Raw genomic sequence first — 20,864 nt, 5'->3', positions numbered from 1 at the left:
GGCTGATCCCATGAAGATCCTGATTTCCACCGATATCGAAGGCGTCGCCGGCGTCTTCCACCCCGAACAAGTCCGCGCCGGCAACGGCGAATACGAGCGCGCCCGCGCCTGGATGACCGCCGAGGCCAACGCGGCCGTGCAAGGCGCCATTGCCGGCGGCGCCGAAGACATCCTGGTCAACGACTCGCACGGCGGCTTTCGCAACCTGCTGCCCGACGGCCTGGATGAACGCGCACGCCTGGTGCTGGGCAAGCCGCGCTACCTGGGCATGATGGGCGGCCTGGAAGAGGGCTGCGACGCCGTCTTCATGATCGGCTACCACTCGCGCTCGCAAGGCCGCGGCATTCTGGCGCACACCATCAACAGCTTCGCGTTCGCGCGCGTGTTCATCAACGGCATGGAGCTGGGCGAAGCGGGCCTGTACGGCGCGCTGGCGGGTGAAATGGGCGTGCCGGTGATCTTGGCGACGGGCGACGACGTATTCATCTCGGAAACCCGCGACACGTTCCCGGGCGCCGAATGGGTGCAGACCAAAGTGGCCCATGGCCAAGGCAGCGGCGTGACCTTGTCGCCCGCTGCGTCGCGTCGCGCCATTGCCGCTGCCGCCGAAACGGCCGTCCGCAACCTGAAAGCGGCCTCGGGCAAGTCCAGTGGCGGAAAAGCCATTCCTTTCCGCATTCCCGCCCCTATAGAATGCCGGTTGCAGACGCAGAGTGCGGCGCTCGCCGACCTGTTCTGCATGTGGCCCACGCTGGAACGCGTGGACGGCGTCACCTTGCGATTCACCGTGGATAGCATGCAGTCGGCCGTCCGCACGCTGAACAGCCTGGCCGCCATGTCTTTCATGTTGCGCTAAGGATTCCATCCCCCATGTCTAGCACCGACGCCCGTATTGCCCAATTGCGGCAGGCCATGAGCCGCCGCGGCCTGTCCGCCTATATCGTTCCGTCTTCGGACCCCCATCTGTCCGAGTATCTGCCGGCGCGCTGGCAAGGGCGGCGCTGGCTGTCGGGCTTCACGGGGTCCGTGGGCACGCTGGTCGTCACCGCTGATTTCGCCGGCTTGTGGGTGGATAGCCGCTACTGGGTGCAGGCCGAGGCGCAACTGGCCGGCACCGGCGTGCAGCTGATGAAGATTGCGCTGGCCTCCACCCCCGGCCATGTCGACTGGCTGGCTGCCAACACCCGCGCGGGCGACGTCATCGGCGTCGACGGCCAGGTATTGGGCCTGGGCGCGTTCCGCGCCTTGTCGGCGGCGGCCGCCAAGTCGGGCGCCACGCTGGAAATCCGCGAAGACTTGCTGGATGAAGTCTGGACCGACCGCGCCGGCTTGCCTGACGCGAAGATCTACGAACACGTTGCGCCCGAAGCCTGCGTCACGCGTGCCGACAAGCTGGCGCAAGTGCGCGACGCGATGCGCGCCCAGGGCGCCGACGTGCATTTCATCTGCACGGTGGACGACATCGCCTGGCTGCTGAACCTGCGCGGCGCGGATGTGGACTACAACCCGGTGTTCGTCGGCCATGCGCTGATCGGCCTGGATCACGCCACGCTGTTCGTCGCCGACGGCAAGATCGATGACGCCTTGCGCGCCACGCTGGCCGCCGATGGCGTTGAAGTGGCTGCCTATGCACAGGCTGCCGATGCCCTGGCTTCGCTGGAGCTGGATCAGAAGCTGCTGATTGATCCGGCGCGTGTGACCTGCGGCGTGTTCCATGCCATGGACCCGGCGGTGCCGCGCATTGAAGCCATCAACCCGTCTACCTTGTTCAAGTCGCGCAAGACCGACGCGGAACTGGCCCACGTGCGCCAGGCCATGGCGCAAGACGGCGCGGCCCTCTGTGAATTCTTTTCGTGGTTCGAAGGCGCGCTGGGCAACGAGACCATTACCGAACTGACGATCGACGAGCAGATCACCGCCGCCCGCGCCCGCCGTCCGGCCTATGTCTGCCCCAGCTTTGCCACCATCGCCGGTTTCAACGCCAACGGCGCCATGCCGCATTACCGCGCCACGCCGGAATCCCATTCGACGATTGAAGGCGATGGCCTGCTGCTGATCGATTCGGGCGGCCAGTACCAGGGCGGCACCACCGACATCACCCGCGTCGTCGCCGTGGGCACGCCCAGCGCCGACCAGAAGGTGGACTTCACGCTGGTGCTCAAGGGCATGATCGCGCTGTCGCGCGCGTCGTTCCCGCGCGGCACGCCGTCGCCGATGCTGGACGCCATTGCGCGTGCGCCCATCTGGGAAGGCGGTGCGGAATATGGCCACGGCACGGGCCATGGCGTGGGCTACTTCCTGAACGTGCACGAAGGCCCGCAAGTCATTTCGTATCGCGCGATGCCGGGCCCGCACACGGCGATGGAGCCGGGCATGATCACGTCGAACGAACCGGGCATCTATCGTCCGGGCCGTTGGGGCGTGCGTATCGAAAACCTGGTGGCCAACCGCAGCTGGCTGACGTCCGAACTGGGCGAATTCCTGTGCTTCGAAACGCTGACGCTGTGCCCGATCGACACGCGCTGCATTGAACCGTCGCTGATGCGCGCCGATGAAATCGCGTGGCTGAACGACTATCACAAGACGGTGTTCGAACGCCTGTCGCCGTTGGTTGAAGGCGAGGCCCTGGCCTGGCTTGCGCGCCGCACGGCAGCGATCTGATCACGCGCGTGAATGCATGAAAAAAGGCCGCTGGCATTTTGCCCGCGGCCTTTTTGTTTTGCCTGCGGCCTTTGTGTTTTGCGCGCGGCTTTTTGTGTGCGGTGTTCAGTGGTCCGCAGAGGGCCGGGTGGAAGGGGTGTAAAGCGCCAGCTTTCCAACCATGCAGCCCAACACCAGCAGCGCGGCATATACCAGCAGCGTCACGGCGGCCGTCACATTGGATTCCGCCACGCGCATCAATTGGCCCAAGCTCATGGCTCGAATGGCCAAAAAGCCCATGCCGACACCCAGCACCTGCGCCAGCCAGAAGGCCAGCGTGCCGTGGACCACCGCACGCGCTTGGCGCGCGGCGCCGATCGGGCGCGGCAGGATTTTCAGGCAGACCTGCGTGCACAGCACCAGGATGATGGCGGGCAGCGCCAGGTAGCCCAGCGCGTATTCCAGCCAGCCCGCGCTGAGCATCTGCATTTGCAGGTAGCCGCCCAAGGCGAGCGACACACTCAATTGCCAGCCCAGTACCGTCAGCCCAGAGCTCCAGGCCGCGTGGCGCTGTTCGTATGCCGGACCCCCGGCGGGGCCGGCCGGCTGCACGGTCCACGTGGCGATGCGCACGACGAGATACGCGCCAAGAATTTCCAGGACGATGGTCAAGGCTCGGATGAACAGCCCCATGGCAATGAAGTTGCCCACCCCGCCAGCGCGCTCCATGACGTACTGCATCATCACATTGTGCAGGTACGCCGAGGCGGCCGACACGATCAACGAATAGAGCAACAGCAAGGCGATGAAGGTGCCGAAGAGCTTGCGGGGTTCGTCCACGGCCTGCGTGTTGTGCTGCCGCAGCCAGCGGTGCATGGCGCCCCACACGGTCAAGCCGACAAAGACGGTCGACGCGGCAATGGTGGTCAGCAGCGGCAACAGGAATTGCGGCTGGCTGTACATGTCGCGCAGGAGCTCGGACTGGGGCAGCCCGAACACCGAGTAGCTTTGCACCAGCGCGGCGTAGGCCACGCGCACGATGACTGCCGTCAATGCCAGACGCCAGGCAAGCGAGGAGGGGGAGCGGGCGGGATTGATCATCAACATTGTCCGAAGCGTGTTGAGAAAAAACAGCAGTCGAAAAAAATAGGGATCGAACATAGCACGGCGCTGGGGCGCGCCATGCAACAGGCTGGCCGTGCTTGCGTTTCTAGTGCTGCCAAATGTTACGCGTCATCGCTAGGGGAAAACCCAAATAACCTTCGCCTCCCGGCTATAATCCAAATTTCCCGCACGCGCCCGCTCGTCCCGGGTGCTCATTACGATGACCAAATACGTATTTGTCACCGGCGGAGTGGTGTCTTCCCTGGGCAAGGGCATCGCCGCTGCGTCGCTCGCCGCCATTCTCGAGTCGCGTGGTTTGCAGGTCACCATGCTGAAGCTCGACCCGTACATCAACGTCGATCCGGGCACGATGAGCCCCTTCCAGCACGGTGAAGTGTTCGTCACGGAAGACGGCGCCGAAACCGATCTGGACTTGGGCCACTACGAGCGTTTCATTTCCGCTCGCATGCACAAGGTGAACAACTTCACCACCGGCCAGATTTACGAATCGGTGCTGCGCAAAGAGCGCCGTGGCGACTACCTGGGCAAAACTGTCCAGGTGATTCCGCACATCACCAACGAAATCCAGGACTTCATCGCCCGTGGCGCCGAAGCCGGCTGGAACGGCAACACGGACGTCGCGATTGTTGAAATCGGCGGCACCGTGGGTGACATCGAATCCCTGCCTTTCCTGGAAGCTGCTCGCCAGATGAGCCTGCGCATGGGCCGCAACAATGCTGCCTTTGTGCATCTGACGCTGGTGCCCTTCATCGCCTCCGCCGGCGAACTGAAGACCAAGCCSACSCAGCACTCGGTGCAGAAGCTGCGYGAAATCGGTATCTATCCGAACGCGCTCTTGTGCCGTGCCGACCGTCCCATCCCGGACGACGAGCGCGCCAAGATCTCGATGTTCTCCAACGTGCCCCTGGACGCGGTCATTTCCGTCTGGGACGCCGACTCGATCTACAAGATTCCCGCCATGCTGCACAAGCAAGGCGTGGACAACATCGTCTGCGAAGCGCTGGGCCTGACCCCGCCGCCGGCTGATCTGTCCATGTGGGACAACCTGGTCGAAGCCCTGGAGCACCCGCAGCACCAGCTGACGATCGGCATGGTCGGCAAGTACGTCGACCTGACCGAATCGTACAAGTCGCTGACGGAAGCCCTGGTCCACGCCGGCATCCATACGCGCTCGAAGATCAACATCGAGTACATCGATTCGGAAGACATCGAAACCCGCGGCACCGACCAACTGAAGCACCTGGACGCCATTCTGGTTCCGGGCGGCTTCGGCAAGCGCGGCACCGAGGGCAAGATCGCCGCCATCCGCTACGCCCGTGAAAACGGCGTGCCGTACCTGGGCATCTGCCTGGGCATGCAGCTGGCCGTSATCGAATTCGCSCGCCACGTCGCCGGTCTGGGTGGCGCCAACAGCACGGAATTCGATCCGTCGGCGCCGCACCCCGTGGTGGCCCTGATCACCGAATGGATGGACCGCGAAGGCAAGGTCGAGAAGCGCGACAACTCGTCCGACCTGGGCGGCACCATGCGCAAGGGCGCGCAACGCGTGCCGATCAAGCCGGGCACCCGTGCGCAGACCATCTACGGCGACGAAGTGAACGAGCGTCACCGTCACCGCTACGAGGTCAACAACGTCTACGTGCCGCGCCTGGAAGAGGCCGGCATGGTGATCAGCGCCCGTACGCCGTCCGAGAACCTGCCGGAAATGATGGAACTGCCCGACCACCCGTGGTTTGTGGGTGTGCAGTTCCACCCGGAGTTCACGTCCACGCCGCGTGATGGCCACCCGTTGTTCTCCAGCTATATCCGCGCCGCCATCGAGCAGAAGTCTCGCCGCGGTCAGGAGGCGTAATGCCCGTCTGCGGTCTCGAGTTCCGTAAGCGGATCTTCGGGGCCGCGGGCCGTTCGCCCAGCGCCGCCCTATACGGCGGCGCTTCTTTCGGATACAACCAATTAGCATCGGATATGCGTCGCCGTGCCGCCTTGAGCGACACTGGCGGCTTTGCCGTATCCGGCGTGCCGTATCACGCATCAGATACCAACCAACGCAACTGCTCTGAAGGAACCCCATGAGTGCTTATCTCATCGCCGACGTCACGGTGACCAAGCCCGCGCAATACGAGGACTACAAGCGTCTGTCCACGCTCGCCATGCGCGCGTACGATGCCAAGATCCTGGTGCGAGGCGGAGAGTCCAAGCACCTTGAGGGCCGTGAGCCTGGCCGCACCGTCGTCATGGAGTTTCCGTCCATGGCCGCCGCCCAGGCCTTCTACGACTCCTGGCAGTACCGCCGCGCCCGCAATGCCCGCGAGGGTGCGGCCGTCATGAATATGTTTATCGTTCAGGGAATGTAAAGTCATGAGTGCAATCGTCGATATCATCGGCCGCGAGATTCTGGATTCGCGCGGCAACCCCACCGTGGAATGTGATGTGCTGCTGGAATCCGGCGCCATGGGCCGTGCGGCTGTGCCGTCCGGCGCATCCACGGGCGCCCGCGAAGCCATCGAGCTGCGCGACGGTGACAAGAACCGTTATCTGGGCAAGGGCGTGCTGCGCGCCGTTGAAAACCTGAACACGGAAATCTCCGAAGCGCTGATGGGCCTGGACGCCCAGGAACAGACCTTCGTCGATCGCACCCTGATCGAGCTGGATGGCACCGAGTCCAAGGAACGCCTGGGCGCCAACGCGATCCTGGCCGCCAGCATGGCCGTGGCCCGCGCCGCCGCCGATGAATCCGGCCTGTCGCTGTACCGCTATTTCGGCGGCAGCGGCCCCATGAGCATGCCCGTGCCGATGATGAACGTCATCAACGGCGGTGCGCACGCCAACAACACGCTCGACCTGCAAGAACTGATGATTCTGCCGGTGGGCGCAGGCAGCTTCCGCGAAGCCCTGCGTTGGGGCGCTGAAGTCTTCCACATGCTGAAGAAGCTGATCCACGGCCAGGGCATGTCCACGGCCGTTGGCGACGAAGGCGGCTTTGCCCCCAACGTGCCCAGCCATGAAGCGGCTATCCAGCTGATCCTGAAGGCCATCACCGAAGCCGGCTACGAGCCGGGCACGCAGATCGCCCTGGGCCTGGATTGCGCCAGCTCGGAGTTCTACCGCGACGGCAAGTACACGCTGGCTGGCGAAGGCGGCATCTCGCTGTCCTCGCAAGAGTTCACCAACCTGCTGGCCACGTGGTGCGACAAGTACCCGATCATCTCCATCGAAGACGGCATGGCCGAAAACGATTGGGACGGCTGGAAGCTGCTGACCGACCAACTGGGCAAGAAGGTGCAATTGGTGGGCGACGACCTGTTCGTCACCAACACCAAGATCCTGCGCGAAGGCATCCAGAAGGGCGTCGCCAACTCGATCCTGATCAAGATCAACCAGATCGGCACGCTGACCGAAACCTTCGCCGCCATCGAAATGGCCAAGCGCGCCGGCTACACCGCCGTCGTGTCGCACCGTTCGGGCGAAACCGAAGATTCCACCATCGCCGACATCGCCGTGGCGACCAACGCCATGCAGATCAAGACGGGTTCGCTGTCCCGTTCGGATCGTATGGCCAAGTACAACCAGCTTCTGCGTATCGAGGAAGAGCTGGCTGAAGTGGCGTCGTATCCTGGCTTGGAAGCTTTCTACAACCTGCGTTGATGGGAAGCGCGGTTGCGGCGCCTGGCGCCGCGGCCGCATCCGCGCCACGACTGCTCTGAGGGTTCTCGCGTATGCGCCTGTTGTTCCTGGTGCTGTTCGTGCTGGTAGGCTTGATCCAATACCCGCTGTGGCTGGGTAAGGGCGGCTGGTTCAAGGTCTGGGATCTGCAACGCCAAGTGGCCGAGCAGCGCGAGACCAACGAAGGCCTGCGCGCGCGCAATGCGGCGCTGGAAGCCGAAGTGCGCGACCTTGAAGGCGGTTCTGGCGCGGTTGAAGAGCGCGCCCGTGGCGAGCTGGGCATGATGCGCGACGGTGAAGTGTTCGTTCATATCCTGCCGCAAAACACGCAGCCGCCCGCAGCCGGCGCCACGCTGTCGACCGATGCCGGCGCCAAGCCGCCTGCCACGCCTGCGCGTGCCAGCGCACCGGCTGCCAAGCCACCCGCCAGCCGCGCGGCGGCGACGGCGCCCAAGCCCCCTGCCAACTCGGCAAACAACGCCACGACCCGGCACTAGCGCTTGCACTTGCGCTTGCCCTAGCACTTGCACTTGCACTTGCACTTGCACTTGCACTTGCACTAGCCCTAGCCCTAGCCCTAGCCCTAGCCCTAGCCCTAGCACTAGCCATAGCCCTAGCGCTAAAGCTGACCTCGGTGTCAGCCTCGGCCTGCGCCGCAATGCATCTTGCGGCAGGCGCCGATCACCATGCCCGGTGGCATGGGCTTGAGCCCCGCCCAATCGACCGGGTGCGTGTGCATCTCCATTTCCAGTTCCAGCTGTATCGGCAATAAGCCCCTGGCCTGCGCCTGGCCGGCATAGCTGGCGGCGTCTGCTCGCGCGAGCAGGGCCAGCACGGCTTGCATCGGCGGCAGCAACGGTTTGTGCAGATAGGTCAGCCGCAGTGTCAGCGTGTTAGCGTCGAAGATGGTCGCGCTGCCCGGCCTGGCCGGCCGGCGCGCGTGCTGCAAGTCTTGGTAGTCATTGTCGATGGCGCGTCGGCCGGGCGCCGCTTGTACGCGTAAATCGGCCCGGCCGTGTTCGCGAAACGCGCGGGCGTCGGGCTGAAGGATTTCGATTCGCCACGGCGTCAGGCCGCTTGTTGCGGACAATGCGGCGTGGCCGTGCTTCAGCCGGGCGCGCGCCCCGTCTTCCCCTTGCGGGCCGACATAGAGCGGCAGCAATCCTTGTAGAAATGCATCGCGCATAGGTGCCGGATGCCCGTGCGCGGTGGCGCCCGCGCGGCCGGCTTCGATCAGCGCCAGATGTGCCATCTGACGCACGGTTTGCCAGCGGGCGGCCTCGATGCCGAGCAATCCCAGCAGTAGCACCATGGCCCCGGCGACGGCAAATTCGATGGCGGCGGCGCCGCGCTGCCGGGAACGGGCAAAGAAAAAGGCGGTCATGGCTGCGCAGTGTGGCGCGGGCATGACCGCCTGTCGATACGGATAAGCCGAAGGGATGAAAACGTCCCGCCAGGAGGCGGGGCGCGGGGAATCAGTGCACCGTCGGGGGCGCGTCGTCCGGCGGCGGCTGGTTCGGCGTGAACAGGGCGGCGCAGTCAACGGCATCGAACTTGTACGGCTTGCCACAGAAGTCGCAAGACACATCGACCTGGCCGCGTTCAGCCAGGACGCTGTTGACTTCTTCTTCGCCCAGCGAGCGCAGCATGCTGGCCACGCGTTCGCGGGTGCACGGGCAGTGCCAACGCACCGACGCGGGCTCGAAGGCCACCAGCGTGTCTTCCCAGTACAGGCGGTGAATCAGCGTGTCGATATCAGCTTCCAGCAGTTCGTCGCGCTTCAAGGTGCTGGCCAGCGCGTTGGTGCGGTCCCAGGTTTCAGCGGCCGACTGTTCGGTCAGCAGCGGGGCGTCCGTGCCGCCATGGAAGGGCAGGCGCTGGATCAGCATGCCGGCGGCATGGTCGGCATCGGCCGCCAGCCACAGGCGCGTGTCCAGTTGCTCGGACGCTTTCATGTAGTGTTGCAGGGCCTCAGCCACCGTGTCGCCTTCCAGCGGCACGATGCCTTGATAGGTCGTCTGGCCCGGCAGCTTGCGCTGCGGGTCCAGCACCACGATGAAGCGGCCGTTGCCGCCCGGGTTCAGCAGGCTTTGCATGGTGCCGTCGGCCGGCACGTCCTGGCCTTCGCGCACCTTGACGGTGGCGCGCAGGCTCAGGTCAGAGCGGCATTCCACCACCAGCAAAGCGATGGGGCCGTCGCCCTGGATCTGAAGCACCAGCGAGCCATCAAACTTGATGTTGGCGGCCAGCAGCGTGGACGCGGCCACCAGTTCGCCCAGCAGGTGGGTGATGGCAGGCGGGTAGTCGTGATTGGCCTGAACGGCTTTCCAGGTTGCGTCAAGGCGCACGGCCTGAATGCGGACGCTGCGGTCTTCGGTGAGGTATTTTTTAAGCTGATCGGTCATAGCGGAATGTTAGCCGATCAGGCCGCCTATTCCCCCTGCTGGCAGCAGGGGGTTCGGCGATTGCCCGGGGGGATCAGGCCAGCCGTTTCAGGGCCGTCTTGTAGTGTTGGCCCCGCGCCACGTAATGCGCGGTGTTCTTGTGCAGATTGGCGATTTCTTCTTCCGAGAGTTCGCGCACGATCTTGCCAATGCCGATCACCAGCGAGTTGTCGGGAATGACCCGGTCTTCGGGAATGATTGCGCCCGCGCCGATCAGGCAGTTGCGGCCGATGACCGCATTGTTCAGCACGATGGCCTGCATGCCTACCAGCGCACCTTCGTGGATCGTACAGCCGTGCAGCATGGCCTGGTGGCCCACGGTGACGTTGGGGCCGATCGTCATGGGACAGCCGCTGTCCACATGCAGCACGCTGGATTCCTGGATATTGGTGCCATGGCGGATCACGATGGCGTCGTTGTCGCCCCGAATCGACACGTGCGACCAGATGCTGACGCCTGCCTCCAGCGTGACATTGCCGATGATGTCGGCACTGTCCGCCACGTAAGCGGCGGGGTCGATGCGGGGGATCAGGTCGTCAAGCTGGTAAATGGGCATTACGTCTCCGATTGCTGCTCAGGGCCTCTGGGGGCCGGTTCAATGTTGTCGTCGGCCACGGCGGCCACCGCAGGCGGGGCGGGGGCCGCCGCAGGTTCCGGCTGGGGCGTGGCCCCCGGCGCGGCTCCCTGCGTGGGCGCCGAAGTGGGCCCGGAAGGTGCCGCCGGCGCGGCCGTCATCGGCTCGGACACGGGCGGCGGGGCCGCCGCCGCGATGGCGCGGGCGCGTTCTTCTTCGCGCAGGCGCAGAATGTGGCGCTGGATCTTGCCGGTGGTGGTCATCGGCAACGCGTCGACGAACTCGATCTCTTTCGGGTACTCGTACGGCGCCAGGCGCTCGCGCACATGTTCCTGCAAGTTTTCGATCACATCGGACCGGTCTCGATGGGCGAACTCCGGCGTCAGCACCACATAGGCTTTGACCAGCGCGCCGCGTTCGGCATCCGGCTTGGGCACGACCGCGGCGTTGGCAACCGCCGGATGCCCGATCAGGCAGCTTTCGATTTCTCCGGGGCCGATCCGGTAGCCCGCCGACTTGAACACGTCGTCGGCGCGGCCGGCGTACCAGAGGTAGCCGTCGGCATCCACCGAGGCCAGATCACCGGTCAGGCACCAATCGCCCTTGAACTTGGCCTGGGTGGCGGCTTCGTTGCGCCAGTAGCCCAGGAACATCACCGGGTCGGGAAAGCCGTGAATGTCGAGCCGGTTGACGGCGATCTCGCCGATTTCTCCGGGGGCGACAGGCTGGCCGTCATCATTGAGCACGGCCACCTGGTGGCCAGGATAGGGCCGGCCCATGCTGCCGGGCCGGGCGGGCCAGCGCCGTTGGCTGTTGCCCACCACGTAGTTCATTTCCGTCTGGCCGAACATCTCGTTGGGCGTCACGCCGAGCGCCGACTGGCACCATTCAAAGACGGTTTCACCCACGCTTTCGCCCGCGCTCATGATGGAGCGCAGCGCCAGCTGGTAGCGGCCGCGGGGTTCCGGCACCGCCTTCATCATCATCTTCAGCGCGGTGGGGAACAGGAAGGTGTTGGTGACCTGATAGCGCTCCATCAGCTCAAAGGCGCGCTCGGCAGAAAAGCGCCCGCGCGTGCCGACGATGGGATGGCCGAAATACAGCGTGGGCAAGAGCGCGTCCATCATGCCGCCCGTCCAGGCCCAGTCGGCCGGCGACCAGAACACGTCAGCGGGCTTGGGGAACCAGTCTTGCGAAGCGACGAAGCCGGGCAGGTTGCCGATCAGTACGCTGTGCGGCAACAAGGCGCCTTTCGGGGCGCCCGTTGTGCCAGAGGTATAGAGCAGGATGGCGGGATCGGACGAACGCGTCGGGATGGCCTTGAATTCGCTGGGCTGACGGGCAAGCAGGCTGCGCCAGGGCAACACGCGCTCGTCCGCGAAACCAATGCCGATCACTTGCTGAAGATTGGGGCAGTTGTCGCTCACGGCCAGCAGGTTGGCGCTTGAGGCATGGTCCACGATGGCGACGCGTGTTTCCGAGTCTCGCAAGCGGCTTTCCAATGCCTCAGGCCCGAACAAGGCCGACAAGGGCAGCACGACGCCGCCGACGGTGTAGATGGCCATGTGGGCGACGACGGTTTCAGGGCGTTGCCCCAAAACGACACCGACCCGATCGCCGCGGCCCACGCCCATCTTCACCAGGCCGTTGGCCAGCTGATTCACGGCCTCCGCCAAGCGGGCATAGGTCCAGACCTCGCGGTTGCCGGATTCATCTTCGTAGTAGATGGCAATGCGCCGCGCATCCGGACTACTGGATGCCCAGCGGTGGCAGCACGCATCCGCGATGTTGAACTGGGTGGGAACCAGCCAGCGGAATGATTGGTAGAGCGCCTGATATTGGTCGTTCATGGCCCTATGTTGTAAGCATGTTGCAGCTGCGTGAACGGGGCGGCTCGCCCGTTGCCTCAGATGCAAGCATGACCTAGAGGGCCGTGAACTGCAATATCCCCGTTGCGTAATGGGGACGCATACGGGTTATCACGGGTGTTTGCTTTGGCGGCGCAGCGCTGAGGGCAGGGCGGGCAACGACAGCGAACGCGGCGGCCGGACCGAGGGTTCCGTCTGCCGTTCGGCCTGAATGGCGGCCCAGTCCAGCAACTGCAACTGGCCGTCGTGGGTTTCGGCCAGGGCCGACAGGCTTTCCACCCAATCGCCATCATTGCAATAGAGGATGCCGCCCACGTCGCGGAGCTCAGCTTTGTGAATGTGGCCGCACACAACGCCGTCCAGCCCGCGCCGGCGCGCCTCGCCCGCCAGGGCTTCTTCGAAGTCGGTAATGAACGACACCGCGTTCTTCACCTTGTGCTTCAGGTATTGCGACAGCGACCAATAATGCATGCCCAGCCGGTGGCGCAGCCGGTTGAAATGGTGGTTGATCCACAGAGCCAACTGGTAGAGCCCATCGCCCAGATGCGCCAGCCAGCGGCTGTGCTGAATCACGCCGTCGAATTGATCCCCGTGCAGCACGAGCAGCCGCAGGCCTTTCGCGGTGACGTGCACGTCTTCATCCAGGATTTCAATGTCGCCAAACGCAAACCCCGCGAACTCGCGTGCGAATTCGTCGTGGTTGCCGGGGATGAACACCACCCGTGTTCCATTGCGCGCCTTGCGCAGAATGCGCTGGATGACGTCGTTATGCGCCCGCGGCCAGTGCCAGTGCTTGCGCAATTGCCAGCCGTCCACAATGTCGCCCACCAGATACAGGGTGTCCGAATCGTTGTGGTCCAGGAAATCGAGCAGGAATTCCGCCTTGCACCCGGCAGTGCCCAGGTGAATATCGGAAATCCAGAGAGCACGCCAGTGCGCGGGTCGGATTTCGTTCACGGTCGCTTCCATGTGGGCTGTCGTCATGCTTCAGGATGAAATCATCCGGCGATGACGGGCGTGTGAAGCTTCCGTGACGCAGTTGTGACGGTGGGGAGCCAACCTGCCCCGCTACCGTCACGGGCTGGAATCAGCCGGGTTGCTGCGGGTCGGACTTCTTGCCGCGCAGACGCTTCCACAGCCCGCCGCCCAGCGCGGCCGCGGCCAGAATGCCAACCTTGGCGAACTTCGCCAGGAACGCGGCGATCACCGCAAACAGGCCGAGCTTCTTGGCGGCCACCCCCGCCACCAGCGCGGCCAGCCCATATTCCGCGACCTTGTCGGTGGACGAATCGAAGTCCGCGTAGCGTTTGCCGTCCACGTAGTTCAGGTTGTCCAGCAGCGCCAGCACCGCGGTCTTGTCCTTGGGCACCAGGCTTTGCTGGGTAATGAGGTCCAGCGTGATGTAGCCGTCGCGCCCGAGCGCGTAGGTGTTGTAGTTCACGGTCGGGTCTTCTTCCGCGCCCGCGCCCTTATGCTTGGCCGCCACCGACCAGACCAGGCGCTGGGTGTTGCTGTCGTACTTGGGCGCTTCGACCCAGCCGTCCACGCTCAGCTCCGGGAAGCCGCGCTTCTTGCGTTCTTCGTTGGATTGCTCGGTGCCTTCGCGCAGGCTGTCCAGCAATTCGCTGACGTTCCAATTGCGGGCGTCGTCGTCCTTGATGTAGCCGGCCTTGTCGAAATTGACGGTGACGACCCAGTCATCATCGTCGCTCTTGGGCATGACGACGCCCAGCAGCGACGGGTCTTTGCCATTGCCATAGGCTTGCATCAGCCGCTCGGCCTGCAAGCGCGGCACGAAGAACATGTTCTGCGGCAGGTGCACGACCGCCTGCTCGCCCAGCTTCACATCGGCCGGCCCTTGCTGGGCGGCGGCGAAAGCGGCTTTCATGGCGGATTCGATTTCCTGCTGGGCGGACGCATTCTGCGCCCAGGCCCCATTGGGCAGAAAGAGAAGTGCGCTGGCGGCGGCCAGCGACAGGCGTGAAAGGAAAGCGCGCATGAGAGTCTGGAGGCGTCTGTTTTAAAGGGGCCTCATTGTCTTTGCGGTCGACTTTCAACTTTCTGAAAGCCCCCAGCGAATTCGCCGCAGGTTTTTTCGGGATGTAACGCGCTGTGTAAGATTGGCCGATCAGCGCGCTTTCTGGCGCTGTGGCGCATTGCGCAGGCGGGTGCCTAGCAAGCGGTCGTGCAGGAATTGGCCGTCGGGGTCGAACCACGACCAGATGAAGATGGTGAAGGGCGCGGCCACGATGAACATGTCCATTGACGCCCAGCCGGTGAGGCTGGCGGCGCCCCAGACCACGGCAGCGCCTGCCAGCACCAACGGCCAGACCAGCACATAGCGCAGGATCAGGCGGGGGATGCCGGGGGTGTTGCCGTCGCGGTCAACGAGCCGGATGTTCCAGGTCTTCATGGGCAGCGTCTGCCCGCGCCGGCGCCAGCACAGCACGAAGTAGGCGCCAATTGCCACGAACAGCCACGCCTGCCGGGCCGAGCGCAGTTCCAGCGCGTTTTTGCTCTGCGTGAGCGTATCCAACAGATAGCCCGCAAGAAACACCACGCCAAACAGCAGCACGGCTTCGTACATCATGCAGGCAAATCGGCGCAGCCGATTGGGGGTCTGGTCGAGGGCGTCTGTCGTCATGGGACGCCATTATCCAATAAAAGGGGGCCCCCACGGTGCGCCGCTACGCGGCTTCCTGCCCCCCGAGGGGGCTTTTTCCCCTTGGGGCGGCCCGGCGGGGAAAAGGGCGCCCCACGGTGCGCCCCTACGCGGCTTCCGAGGGGCGAAAAAAAACCCGCCGGTAAGGGCGGGTCTATAAAAGGGGCTATGCAGCCCCCAAGGGGAAAATCGTTCGGACCTTAGCGCTTAAGGTCCAGGCCTGTCTTTAGGCTGCGGAGTGCGCGTTCTTGGCGCTCGTCTTGCCAGCCAGGGCCTTGACGCCGTGGGCCAGCTTACGCAGGCCTGCGGCCAGAGCCCGCATCGGATGCGGACGGAATTGTTCTTCGATAGCCTGGAGCATCAGTTGGCGCTCGAGTTCGTCGGTCAGGCGGATGGTGTTGTTCGGGTTGATCACGTTAGCCTCCACGGGCTTGCACAGTTGTTTGCTACTAGGGATAACCCGAATTATAGGGTTTACCCTGAAACTGTGCAAGAGGGAGGTGCAAGGAAGTGCAACTTGGCAACACCTTGGTGCTGATAATGCCCCAAAACCGAGCGGCGGGGCACCATAAGCAAAGATACAGGCGCCATGTTGCGGCGCTTTTACAACGTGGGGGCGGACAGGCTTGTCGAGACTGCGCCCGGGGAGAAACCGCCCCGGGCGCGTGCGATCAGGCGTCGCGGTAGCCGGCGGCGACCAGTTCGAAGCCGAACAGGCGGCAGTCCAGCGCGCCGTTGTGCAGCGGCACGCGGCGCTTGGGCTTCAAGCGCATCTGATTGGGCAGGGTCAGGTCGCTGGTGATGACATGCAACTGCCAGCCGGCGAAATTGCGCTTCAGGCACGCGGCCCAATCACGCCACAGCTCGGCGTCCTGCTCGGTCAGCATGCGTTCGCCATAGGGCGGATTGGTGACAATCCAGCCGTGGTCGGCGGGCGCCGTGATCTCGCGGGCGTCGCCCACTTCAAAGCGGATCGAATCGGCCGTCAGCCACGCGCGTTCGGCGTTGTTCTGGGCGAATTCGATAGCTTGCGGGTCCAGGTCGTAACCCACCAGCGGGGCGTCCAGCTGGGGCAGGATGCGCGAGCGGGCATCGTCCTTCAGGTCGCGCCAGCGGTAGGCGTCGTGATCGCGCAGGCGCTCAAAGCCGAACGGGCGCGAAATGCCCGGGGGCACGCCCAGCGCAATCCAGGCCGCTTCGATCAGGATGGTGCCCGAGCCGCAGAACGGGTCCAAGAGCGGCGCCGCCGGGTCCCAGCCCGCCAGGGCCAGCATGCCGGCCGCCAGGTTTTCGCGCAGCGGGGCCTCGCCCTTGTCCAGACGCCAGCCGCGCTTGAACAGCGATTCGCCCGACGTGTCCAGATACAGCGTGGCCGTATGGCCCGTCAGGAACAGGTGGACGCGAGCGTCGGGGCGCACCGTGTCGATGCTGGGGCGTTCGCCTTCCAGTTCGCGCAGGCGGTCGCAAATGCCGTCTTTGGCGCGCAGATTGCAGTACTGCAGGCTTTGCACCGGGCTCTTGATGGCCGAGGTGTCCACGCGCAGTGTTTGTTCCGCGCCAAACCAGCGTTCCCAGGGCGTGTCGCGAGCCAGGTCCAGGATGTCGTCTTCGTGCGAAATCTCGGCGTGGGCGACTTGCACCAGGATGCGGGTGGCCAGGCGCGAATACAGATTCGCGCGCTGCACGCCCGCCCAGTCGGCGGTAAACGAGCAGCCCGCGCGGCCGGCCTTGGCGTCGTCATAGCCCAGCGCCTGCATTTCGGCGGTCAAGGCCTCTTCCAGCCCTTGGGGGCAGGGGGCGAACACCGTGAACACTTCCGCCTGGCGCGGTTCGCGCGGGCGGCGGCTGCGGGTCTCGACCGTGGGCGAGCGCTCGCGGGAATAATCCCGTTCGTCGGCGGCGTGCGCTTCCGGTTCGTGCTGGTGTTCCGGCTCGGCCATGAATTCCGGCGCGGGGCCATCTTCTTCGAACGGATCGTAGAAGCGGCCGTCGGGCGTGGCGGGGGCGATGTATTGGTCGTCGCGCAGGCGCGGTGCGCGTTGCGGCGGGCGTCCCGAGCGCGCGCTGGGGGCGCTGGAGGGGGCCTCGCGGCGCGAGTCGTCGGAACGGCTGCGCGTGGACGGGCCGCGATCCGCAGAGCGGCGATCGCTCGGGCTGCGATCGGCCGGGCTGCGGTCAGCGGCGCCACGGCTGGGGCCACGACTGGGCTGGTTGCGATCGTACTGGCCGCGTTCGGACGAACGGCGGTCAGATTGACCTCGCTCAGACGGCCCGCGTTCGTACTGGCCACGTTCGGAATGACCTCGTTCGGAATGACCGCCGCGAGGCGCCTGTCCCCGCGCACCCGCTCCGGGCTTGCGGCGCGCCTCTTCTTCCTGGCGGCGTTGATAGCCTTCCGGGTCTTTCTGGCGTTCTACGTTTTCTTTGGTGCGCGAAATCTGCGCGACCAGCCGGGCGCGTGCGCCAGCGCGGACACGCTTGGGCGCCTCTTCGGCGTGGGCGTCGCGCGCCGTTTTTTTGATCGACAGCGTCTTGCGCGGGCGGTCCTGTTCATCAGAGGACATACGAATCCTGGCGAATGTGCAAAGGTAGGGGGAATCAGAAGGGTTTGACGACGACCAGCGCCACCACCACCAAGAGCAGCAAGACGGGAACTTCGTTGAACCAGCGATAGAACTTGTGCGAACGGGTGTTTTTGCCCTGTTCGAATTTACGCAGCATCAAGCCACAGGCGTGATGGTAGCCGATGACGAGCAAGACGAAAAAGAGTTTGGCGTGCATCCAGCCGTTACCCGGGCCCACGCCGATGCGATAACCCAGATACAGCCACATGCCGAACACGATGGCGACGACGGCCAGAATGGTGGTGAAACGGTACAGGCGGCGGGCCATGCCCAGCAGGGTGGCCTGCACGGAAGCGTCCGATTGCTGCGCCAGATTCACGAAAATGCGCGGCAGATAGAACAGTCCGGCGAACCAGGACGCGATGAAGACGATATGAAAGGTCTTGACCCAAAGCATGGCCATGGCGGTGTCCGATCGAGGAAAGCCGCATTGTAAGGCCGGTGGGTAGTGGCTGCGGGAGGGCGTCGTAGGATGGGTGGCGCGCGGTGCGGCTGTTCTAAGAAATTGAATGCAGAACGCGCGCAACCCATCAAACGGCGCACCCTAAATCACGTACAGGTCTACGTATTCATGCACCGGCATGGCCTCAAGCGCTTGCTGGTTCAGCGATACGGTCAGGATGCGGCGCTGCTGCTTGGTGGGGAACATGCGGGCCAGGTTGGTGCGGAACTTGGCTTCCAGCAGCGGAATGCCGTCGGCGCGGCGGCGCTTGTGGCCGATGGGGTATTCGCAGACGACTTCATTGAGCCGCGTGCCATCGTTGAATTCTACCGTCAGCGCGTTGGCAATCGAGCGCTTGTCGGGATCGTGGTAATCGCGGGTGTAGGCCGGGTCTTCCACGCAGACGATCTTGTCGCGCAGCGCATCTATGCGCGGATCGCGGGCCACGTCGTCTTCGTAGTCGGCAGCTGTCAGCCGGCCGAACAGCACCGGCACAGCCACCATGTACTGGATGCAATGGTCGCGGTCAGCCGGATTGTTCAACGGCCCCTTCTTGTCGATGATGCGGATGCACGCCTCATGCGTGCGTATCTTGATGGCCTTGATGTCGTCGGCGGTCTTGCCCGCTGACTTCAGCTTGTCGTGGATTTCCATCGCGCATTCCACGGCGGTCTGCGAGTGGAACTCCGCCGGGAACGAAATCTTGAACAGCACGTTCTCCATCACGTAACTGCCATAGGGCCGCTGGAATTTGAACGGCTGGCCCTTGAAGAGCACATCGTAAAAGCCCCAGGTCTTGGCGCTGAGCACCGACGGATACCCCATTTCGCCCGTCTTGGCGATCAGCGCAAGGCGCACGGCGCGGCTGGTGGCGTCGCCCGCGGCCCAGCTTTTGCGGCTGCCGGTGTTRGGRGCRTGGCGRTAGGTGCGCAGSSWYTGGCCRTCGACCCAGGCSAGSGACACGGCGTTGATSAYYTCRTCGCGGYCCAGSCCCAGCATCTGCGCSACGACGGCGGTGGACGCCACCTTGACCAGCACGACGTGGTCCAGACCGACCTTGTTGAAGGAATTCTCCAGCGCGATGCAGCCCTGGATTTCGTGCGCTTTGATCATGCCTGTCAGCACGTCGCGCATCAGCAGGGGTGCTTTGCCGGCAGCGACCGCCGTGCGCGACAGCCAATCGGCCGTGGCAAGAATGCCGCCCAGATTGTCCGACGGGTGGCCCCATTCGGCGGCAAGCCAGGTGTCGTTGAAATCCAGCCAGCGGATGGCGGTGCCGATATTGAAGGCGGCCTGGATAGGATCAAGCTGGAAAGAGGTGCCCGGCACTTTGGCGCCGTTGGGCACCACCGTGCCAGGCACGACCGGCCCCAGCAGCTTTTTGCACGCCGGATATTCCAGCGCTTCCAGGCCGCAGCCCAGCGTGTCGATCAAGCAGTTACGGGCGGTCTCATACGCCAGGCTGCTTTTGATCTCGTAGTTAAGAACGTAGTCCGCGATATCAACCAGGACCTGGTCGGGCTCGGGGCGTACGTTAGAGATTGGGGCGGACATTGCGAACCCTCCTTAGCGAAGAAGTCAATACAGGTGGCCATGCCGCGCCGCTCTCGTTGTGGTGGGCTCGCCTTACTTGCGCTTGTCCAGCGGCACGAACTTCTGATCTTCCGGGCCGACGTAGTTGGCGGTGGGGCGGATGATCTTGTTGTCGATGCGCTGTTCAATGATGTGGGCCGACCAGCCTGCCGTGCGCGCGATGACGAACAGCGGGGTGAACATGGCGGTGGGCACGCCCATCATGTGATAGCTGACGGCCGAGAACCAGTCCAGGTTCGGGAACATCTTCTTGATGTCCCACATGACGGTTTCCAGGCGTTCGGCGATGTCGAACATCTTGGTGCTGCCGGCCTTCTTGGACAGCTTCTTCGCCACTTCCTTGATGACCTTGTTGCGCGGGTCGGACACGGTATAGACCGGGTGGCCAAAGCCGATGATGACTTCCTTGGCTTCGACGCGGCGGCGGATGTCGGCTTCGGCCTCGTCCGGCGTTTCATAGCGCTTTTGTACATCAAACGCCACTTCGTTGGCGCCGCCGTGCTTGGGGCCGCGCAGCGCGCCAATGGCGCCGGCGATCGACGAGAACATGTCCGAACCCGTGCCCGCGATGACGCGTGCGGTGAAGGTCGACGCATTGAATTCGTGCTCGGCGTACAGGTTCAAGGAGATGTGCATCGCCTTGACCCATTCGTCGCTGGGCTTTTCGCCGTGGAGCAAGTGCAGGAAGTGGCCGCCGATGCTGTCGTCGTCGGTTTGCACGTCGATCATGTGGCCGTTGTGGCTGTAGTGATACCAGTACAGCAGCGCCGAACCCAGGTTGGCCATCAGGCGGTCGGCGATGTCGCGCGCGCCTGGGGTGTTGTGGTCGTCTTTCTCAGGCAGCACGCAGCCCAGCACGGACACGGCGGTGCGCATCACGTCCATCGGGTGACTGGATGCGGGCAGCGCTTCCAGCGCTACTTGCAGCTGGGCGGGCAGGCCGCGCAGGCTCTTCAGCTTCTGCTTGTACGCGGTCAGTTCGGCCTTGTTGGGCAGCTTGCCGTGGACCAGCAGGTGAGCAATTTCCTCGAACTCGCTGGTGTGGGCGATGTCCAGAATGTCGTAGCCGCGGTAGTGCAGGTCGTTGCCGCTGCGGCCCACCGTGCACAGCGCGGTGTTGCCTGCGACCACGCCCGACAGGGCGACGGATTTCTTGGGTTTGAAACCGGCTTTCTCTTCCGGCTTCGCGTCCGGCTTGGCTTCTTGCTTTTTGGCAGCCGTGCTCATGT

General features: G+C 64.3%; 18 protein-coding genes and 1 pseudogene. 6 read left to right on the top strand and 13 right to left on the bottom strand.

Translation table 11 applies throughout. The features are described from left to right. Positions 1 to 10: 10 nt before the first annotated feature. Entirely contained in the window at positions 11 to 856 is an 846-nt protein-coding gene (locus tag AC1DSJ_RS13345; RefSeq protein ID WP_175169624.1) for a M55 family metallopeptidase, read from the top strand. Positions 857 to 870: 14 nt separating this feature from the next. Then, positions 871 to 2,661 (top strand): aminopeptidase P family protein, encoded by a 1,791-nt coding sequence (locus tag AC1DSJ_RS13340; protein ID WP_441370647.1) that lies wholly within the window; start codon positions 871 to 873, stop codon positions 2,659 to 2,661. 105 nt (positions 2,662 to 2,766) lie between these two features. On the opposite strand, the gene AC1DSJ_RS13335 is transcribed toward AC1DSJ_RS13340, so the two are convergent. After that, positions 2,767 to 3,741: a hypothetical protein gene (locus tag AC1DSJ_RS13335; RefSeq protein ID WP_441370648.1), complete on the bottom strand. Its 975-nt coding sequence runs from the start codon at positions 3,739 to 3,741 to the stop codon at positions 2,767 to 2,769. Positions 3,742 to 3,964: 223 nt separating this feature from the next. On the opposite strand from AC1DSJ_RS13335, the gene AC1DSJ_RS13330 reads away from it, so the two are divergent. From AC1DSJ_RS13330 to ftsB, 4 genes are all read left to right on the top strand, one after another. Further along, the gene (locus AC1DSJ_RS13330) at positions 3,965 to 5,617 is read left to right on the top strand and encodes a CTP synthase (protein WP_175169627.1); all 1,653 of its coding nucleotides are present in this window, start codon (positions 3,965 to 3,967) and stop codon (positions 5,615 to 5,617) included. Between the two features lie 217 nt (positions 5,618 to 5,834). Continuing rightward, positions 5,835 to 6,119 (top strand): DUF1330 domain-containing protein, encoded by a 285-nt coding sequence (locus tag AC1DSJ_RS13325; protein ID WP_006223888.1) that lies wholly within the window; start codon positions 5,835 to 5,837, stop codon positions 6,117 to 6,119. 4 nt (positions 6,120 to 6,123) lie between these two features. Next, a complete protein-coding gene (eno, locus tag AC1DSJ_RS13320; protein ID WP_054423924.1) occupies positions 6,124 to 7,410 on the top strand; it encodes a phosphopyruvate hydratase in 1,287 nt (428 codons plus the stop codon). Between the two features lie 71 nt (positions 7,411 to 7,481). Further along, entirely contained in the window at positions 7,482 to 7,925 is a 444-nt protein-coding gene (ftsB, locus tag AC1DSJ_RS13315) for a cell division protein FtsB (protein ID WP_175169628.1), read from the top strand. A 140-nt stretch (positions 7,926 to 8,065) separates the two neighbouring features. On the opposite strand, the gene AC1DSJ_RS13310 is transcribed toward ftsB, so the two are convergent. The 12 genes and pseudogenes from AC1DSJ_RS13310 to prpC form a co-directional block, all read right to left on the bottom strand. Next, positions 8,066 to 8,812, bottom strand: a complete 747-nt coding sequence (locus tag AC1DSJ_RS13310; protein WP_054423920.1) for a TadE/TadG family type IV pilus assembly protein — start codon at positions 8,810 to 8,812, stop codon at positions 8,066 to 8,068. A 91-nt stretch (positions 8,813 to 8,903) separates the two neighbouring features. Beyond that, positions 8,904 to 9,833, bottom strand: coding sequence for an Hsp33 family molecular chaperone HslO (gene hslO, locus AC1DSJ_RS13305; RefSeq protein WP_054423917.1), 930 nt, complete (start codon positions 9,831 to 9,833; stop codon positions 8,904 to 8,906). A gap of 73 nt (positions 9,834 to 9,906) precedes the next feature. After that, positions 9,907 to 10,428, bottom strand: a complete 522-nt coding sequence (locus AC1DSJ_RS13300; RefSeq protein WP_054423916.1) for a gamma carbonic anhydrase family protein — start codon at positions 10,426 to 10,428, stop codon at positions 9,907 to 9,909. 221 nt (positions 10,429 to 10,649) lie between these two features. Then, positions 10,650 to 12,296, bottom strand: a pseudogene (locus tag AC1DSJ_RS13295) (acetate--CoA ligase); the annotation flags it as partial. Between the two features lie 129 nt (positions 12,297 to 12,425). After that, entirely contained in the window at positions 12,426 to 13,298 is an 873-nt protein-coding gene (locus AC1DSJ_RS13290; RefSeq protein ID WP_156336610.1) for a UDP-2,3-diacylglucosamine diphosphatase, read from the bottom strand. 103 nt (positions 13,299 to 13,401) lie between these two features. Beyond that, a complete protein-coding gene (locus AC1DSJ_RS13285) occupies positions 13,402 to 14,313 on the bottom strand; it encodes a DUF2167 domain-containing protein (RefSeq protein WP_054423915.1) in 912 nt (303 codons plus the stop codon). A gap of 129 nt (positions 14,314 to 14,442) precedes the next feature. Beyond that, complete coding sequence (locus AC1DSJ_RS13280; protein ID WP_054423913.1) at positions 14,443 to 14,958, bottom strand: RDD family protein; 516 nt, start codon at positions 14,956 to 14,958, stop codon at positions 14,443 to 14,445. Positions 14,959 to 15,202: 244 nt separating this feature from the next. Continuing rightward, positions 15,203 to 15,391, bottom strand: coding sequence for a hypothetical protein (locus AC1DSJ_RS13275; RefSeq protein WP_035212795.1), 189 nt, complete (start codon positions 15,389 to 15,391; stop codon positions 15,203 to 15,205). A gap of 256 nt (positions 15,392 to 15,647) precedes the next feature. After that, positions 15,648 to 17,003 carry a THUMP domain-containing class I SAM-dependent RNA methyltransferase gene (locus AC1DSJ_RS13270; RefSeq protein WP_427950060.1) on the bottom strand — a complete coding sequence of 452 codons (1,356 nt, stop codon included), beginning with the start codon at positions 17,001 to 17,003 and terminating at the stop codon, positions 15,648 to 15,650. Positions 17,004 to 17,574: 571 nt separating this feature from the next. Beyond that, positions 17,575 to 18,003: a CopD family protein gene (locus AC1DSJ_RS13265; protein WP_006218118.1), complete on the bottom strand. Its 429-nt coding sequence runs from the start codon at positions 18,001 to 18,003 to the stop codon at positions 17,575 to 17,577. Positions 18,004 to 18,144: 141 nt separating this feature from the next. Further along, positions 18,145 to 19,596, bottom strand: coding sequence for a bifunctional 2-methylcitrate dehydratase/aconitate hydratase (locus AC1DSJ_RS13260; RefSeq protein WP_476760321.1), 1,452 nt, complete (start codon positions 19,594 to 19,596; stop codon positions 18,145 to 18,147). A gap of 72 nt (positions 19,597 to 19,668) precedes the next feature. Next, a complete protein-coding gene (gene prpC / locus AC1DSJ_RS13255; RefSeq protein WP_441370649.1) occupies positions 19,669 to 20,862 on the bottom strand; it encodes a bifunctional 2-methylcitrate synthase/citrate synthase in 1,194 nt (397 codons plus the stop codon). Positions 20,863 to 20,864 lie beyond the last annotated feature (2 nt).

The sequence above is a fragment of the Achromobacter sp. 01N37 genome, assembly GCF_056399725.1.
Note: the sequence above shows the minus strand (reverse complement) of the source record. Positions and strands in the feature narration are given on the sequence as shown.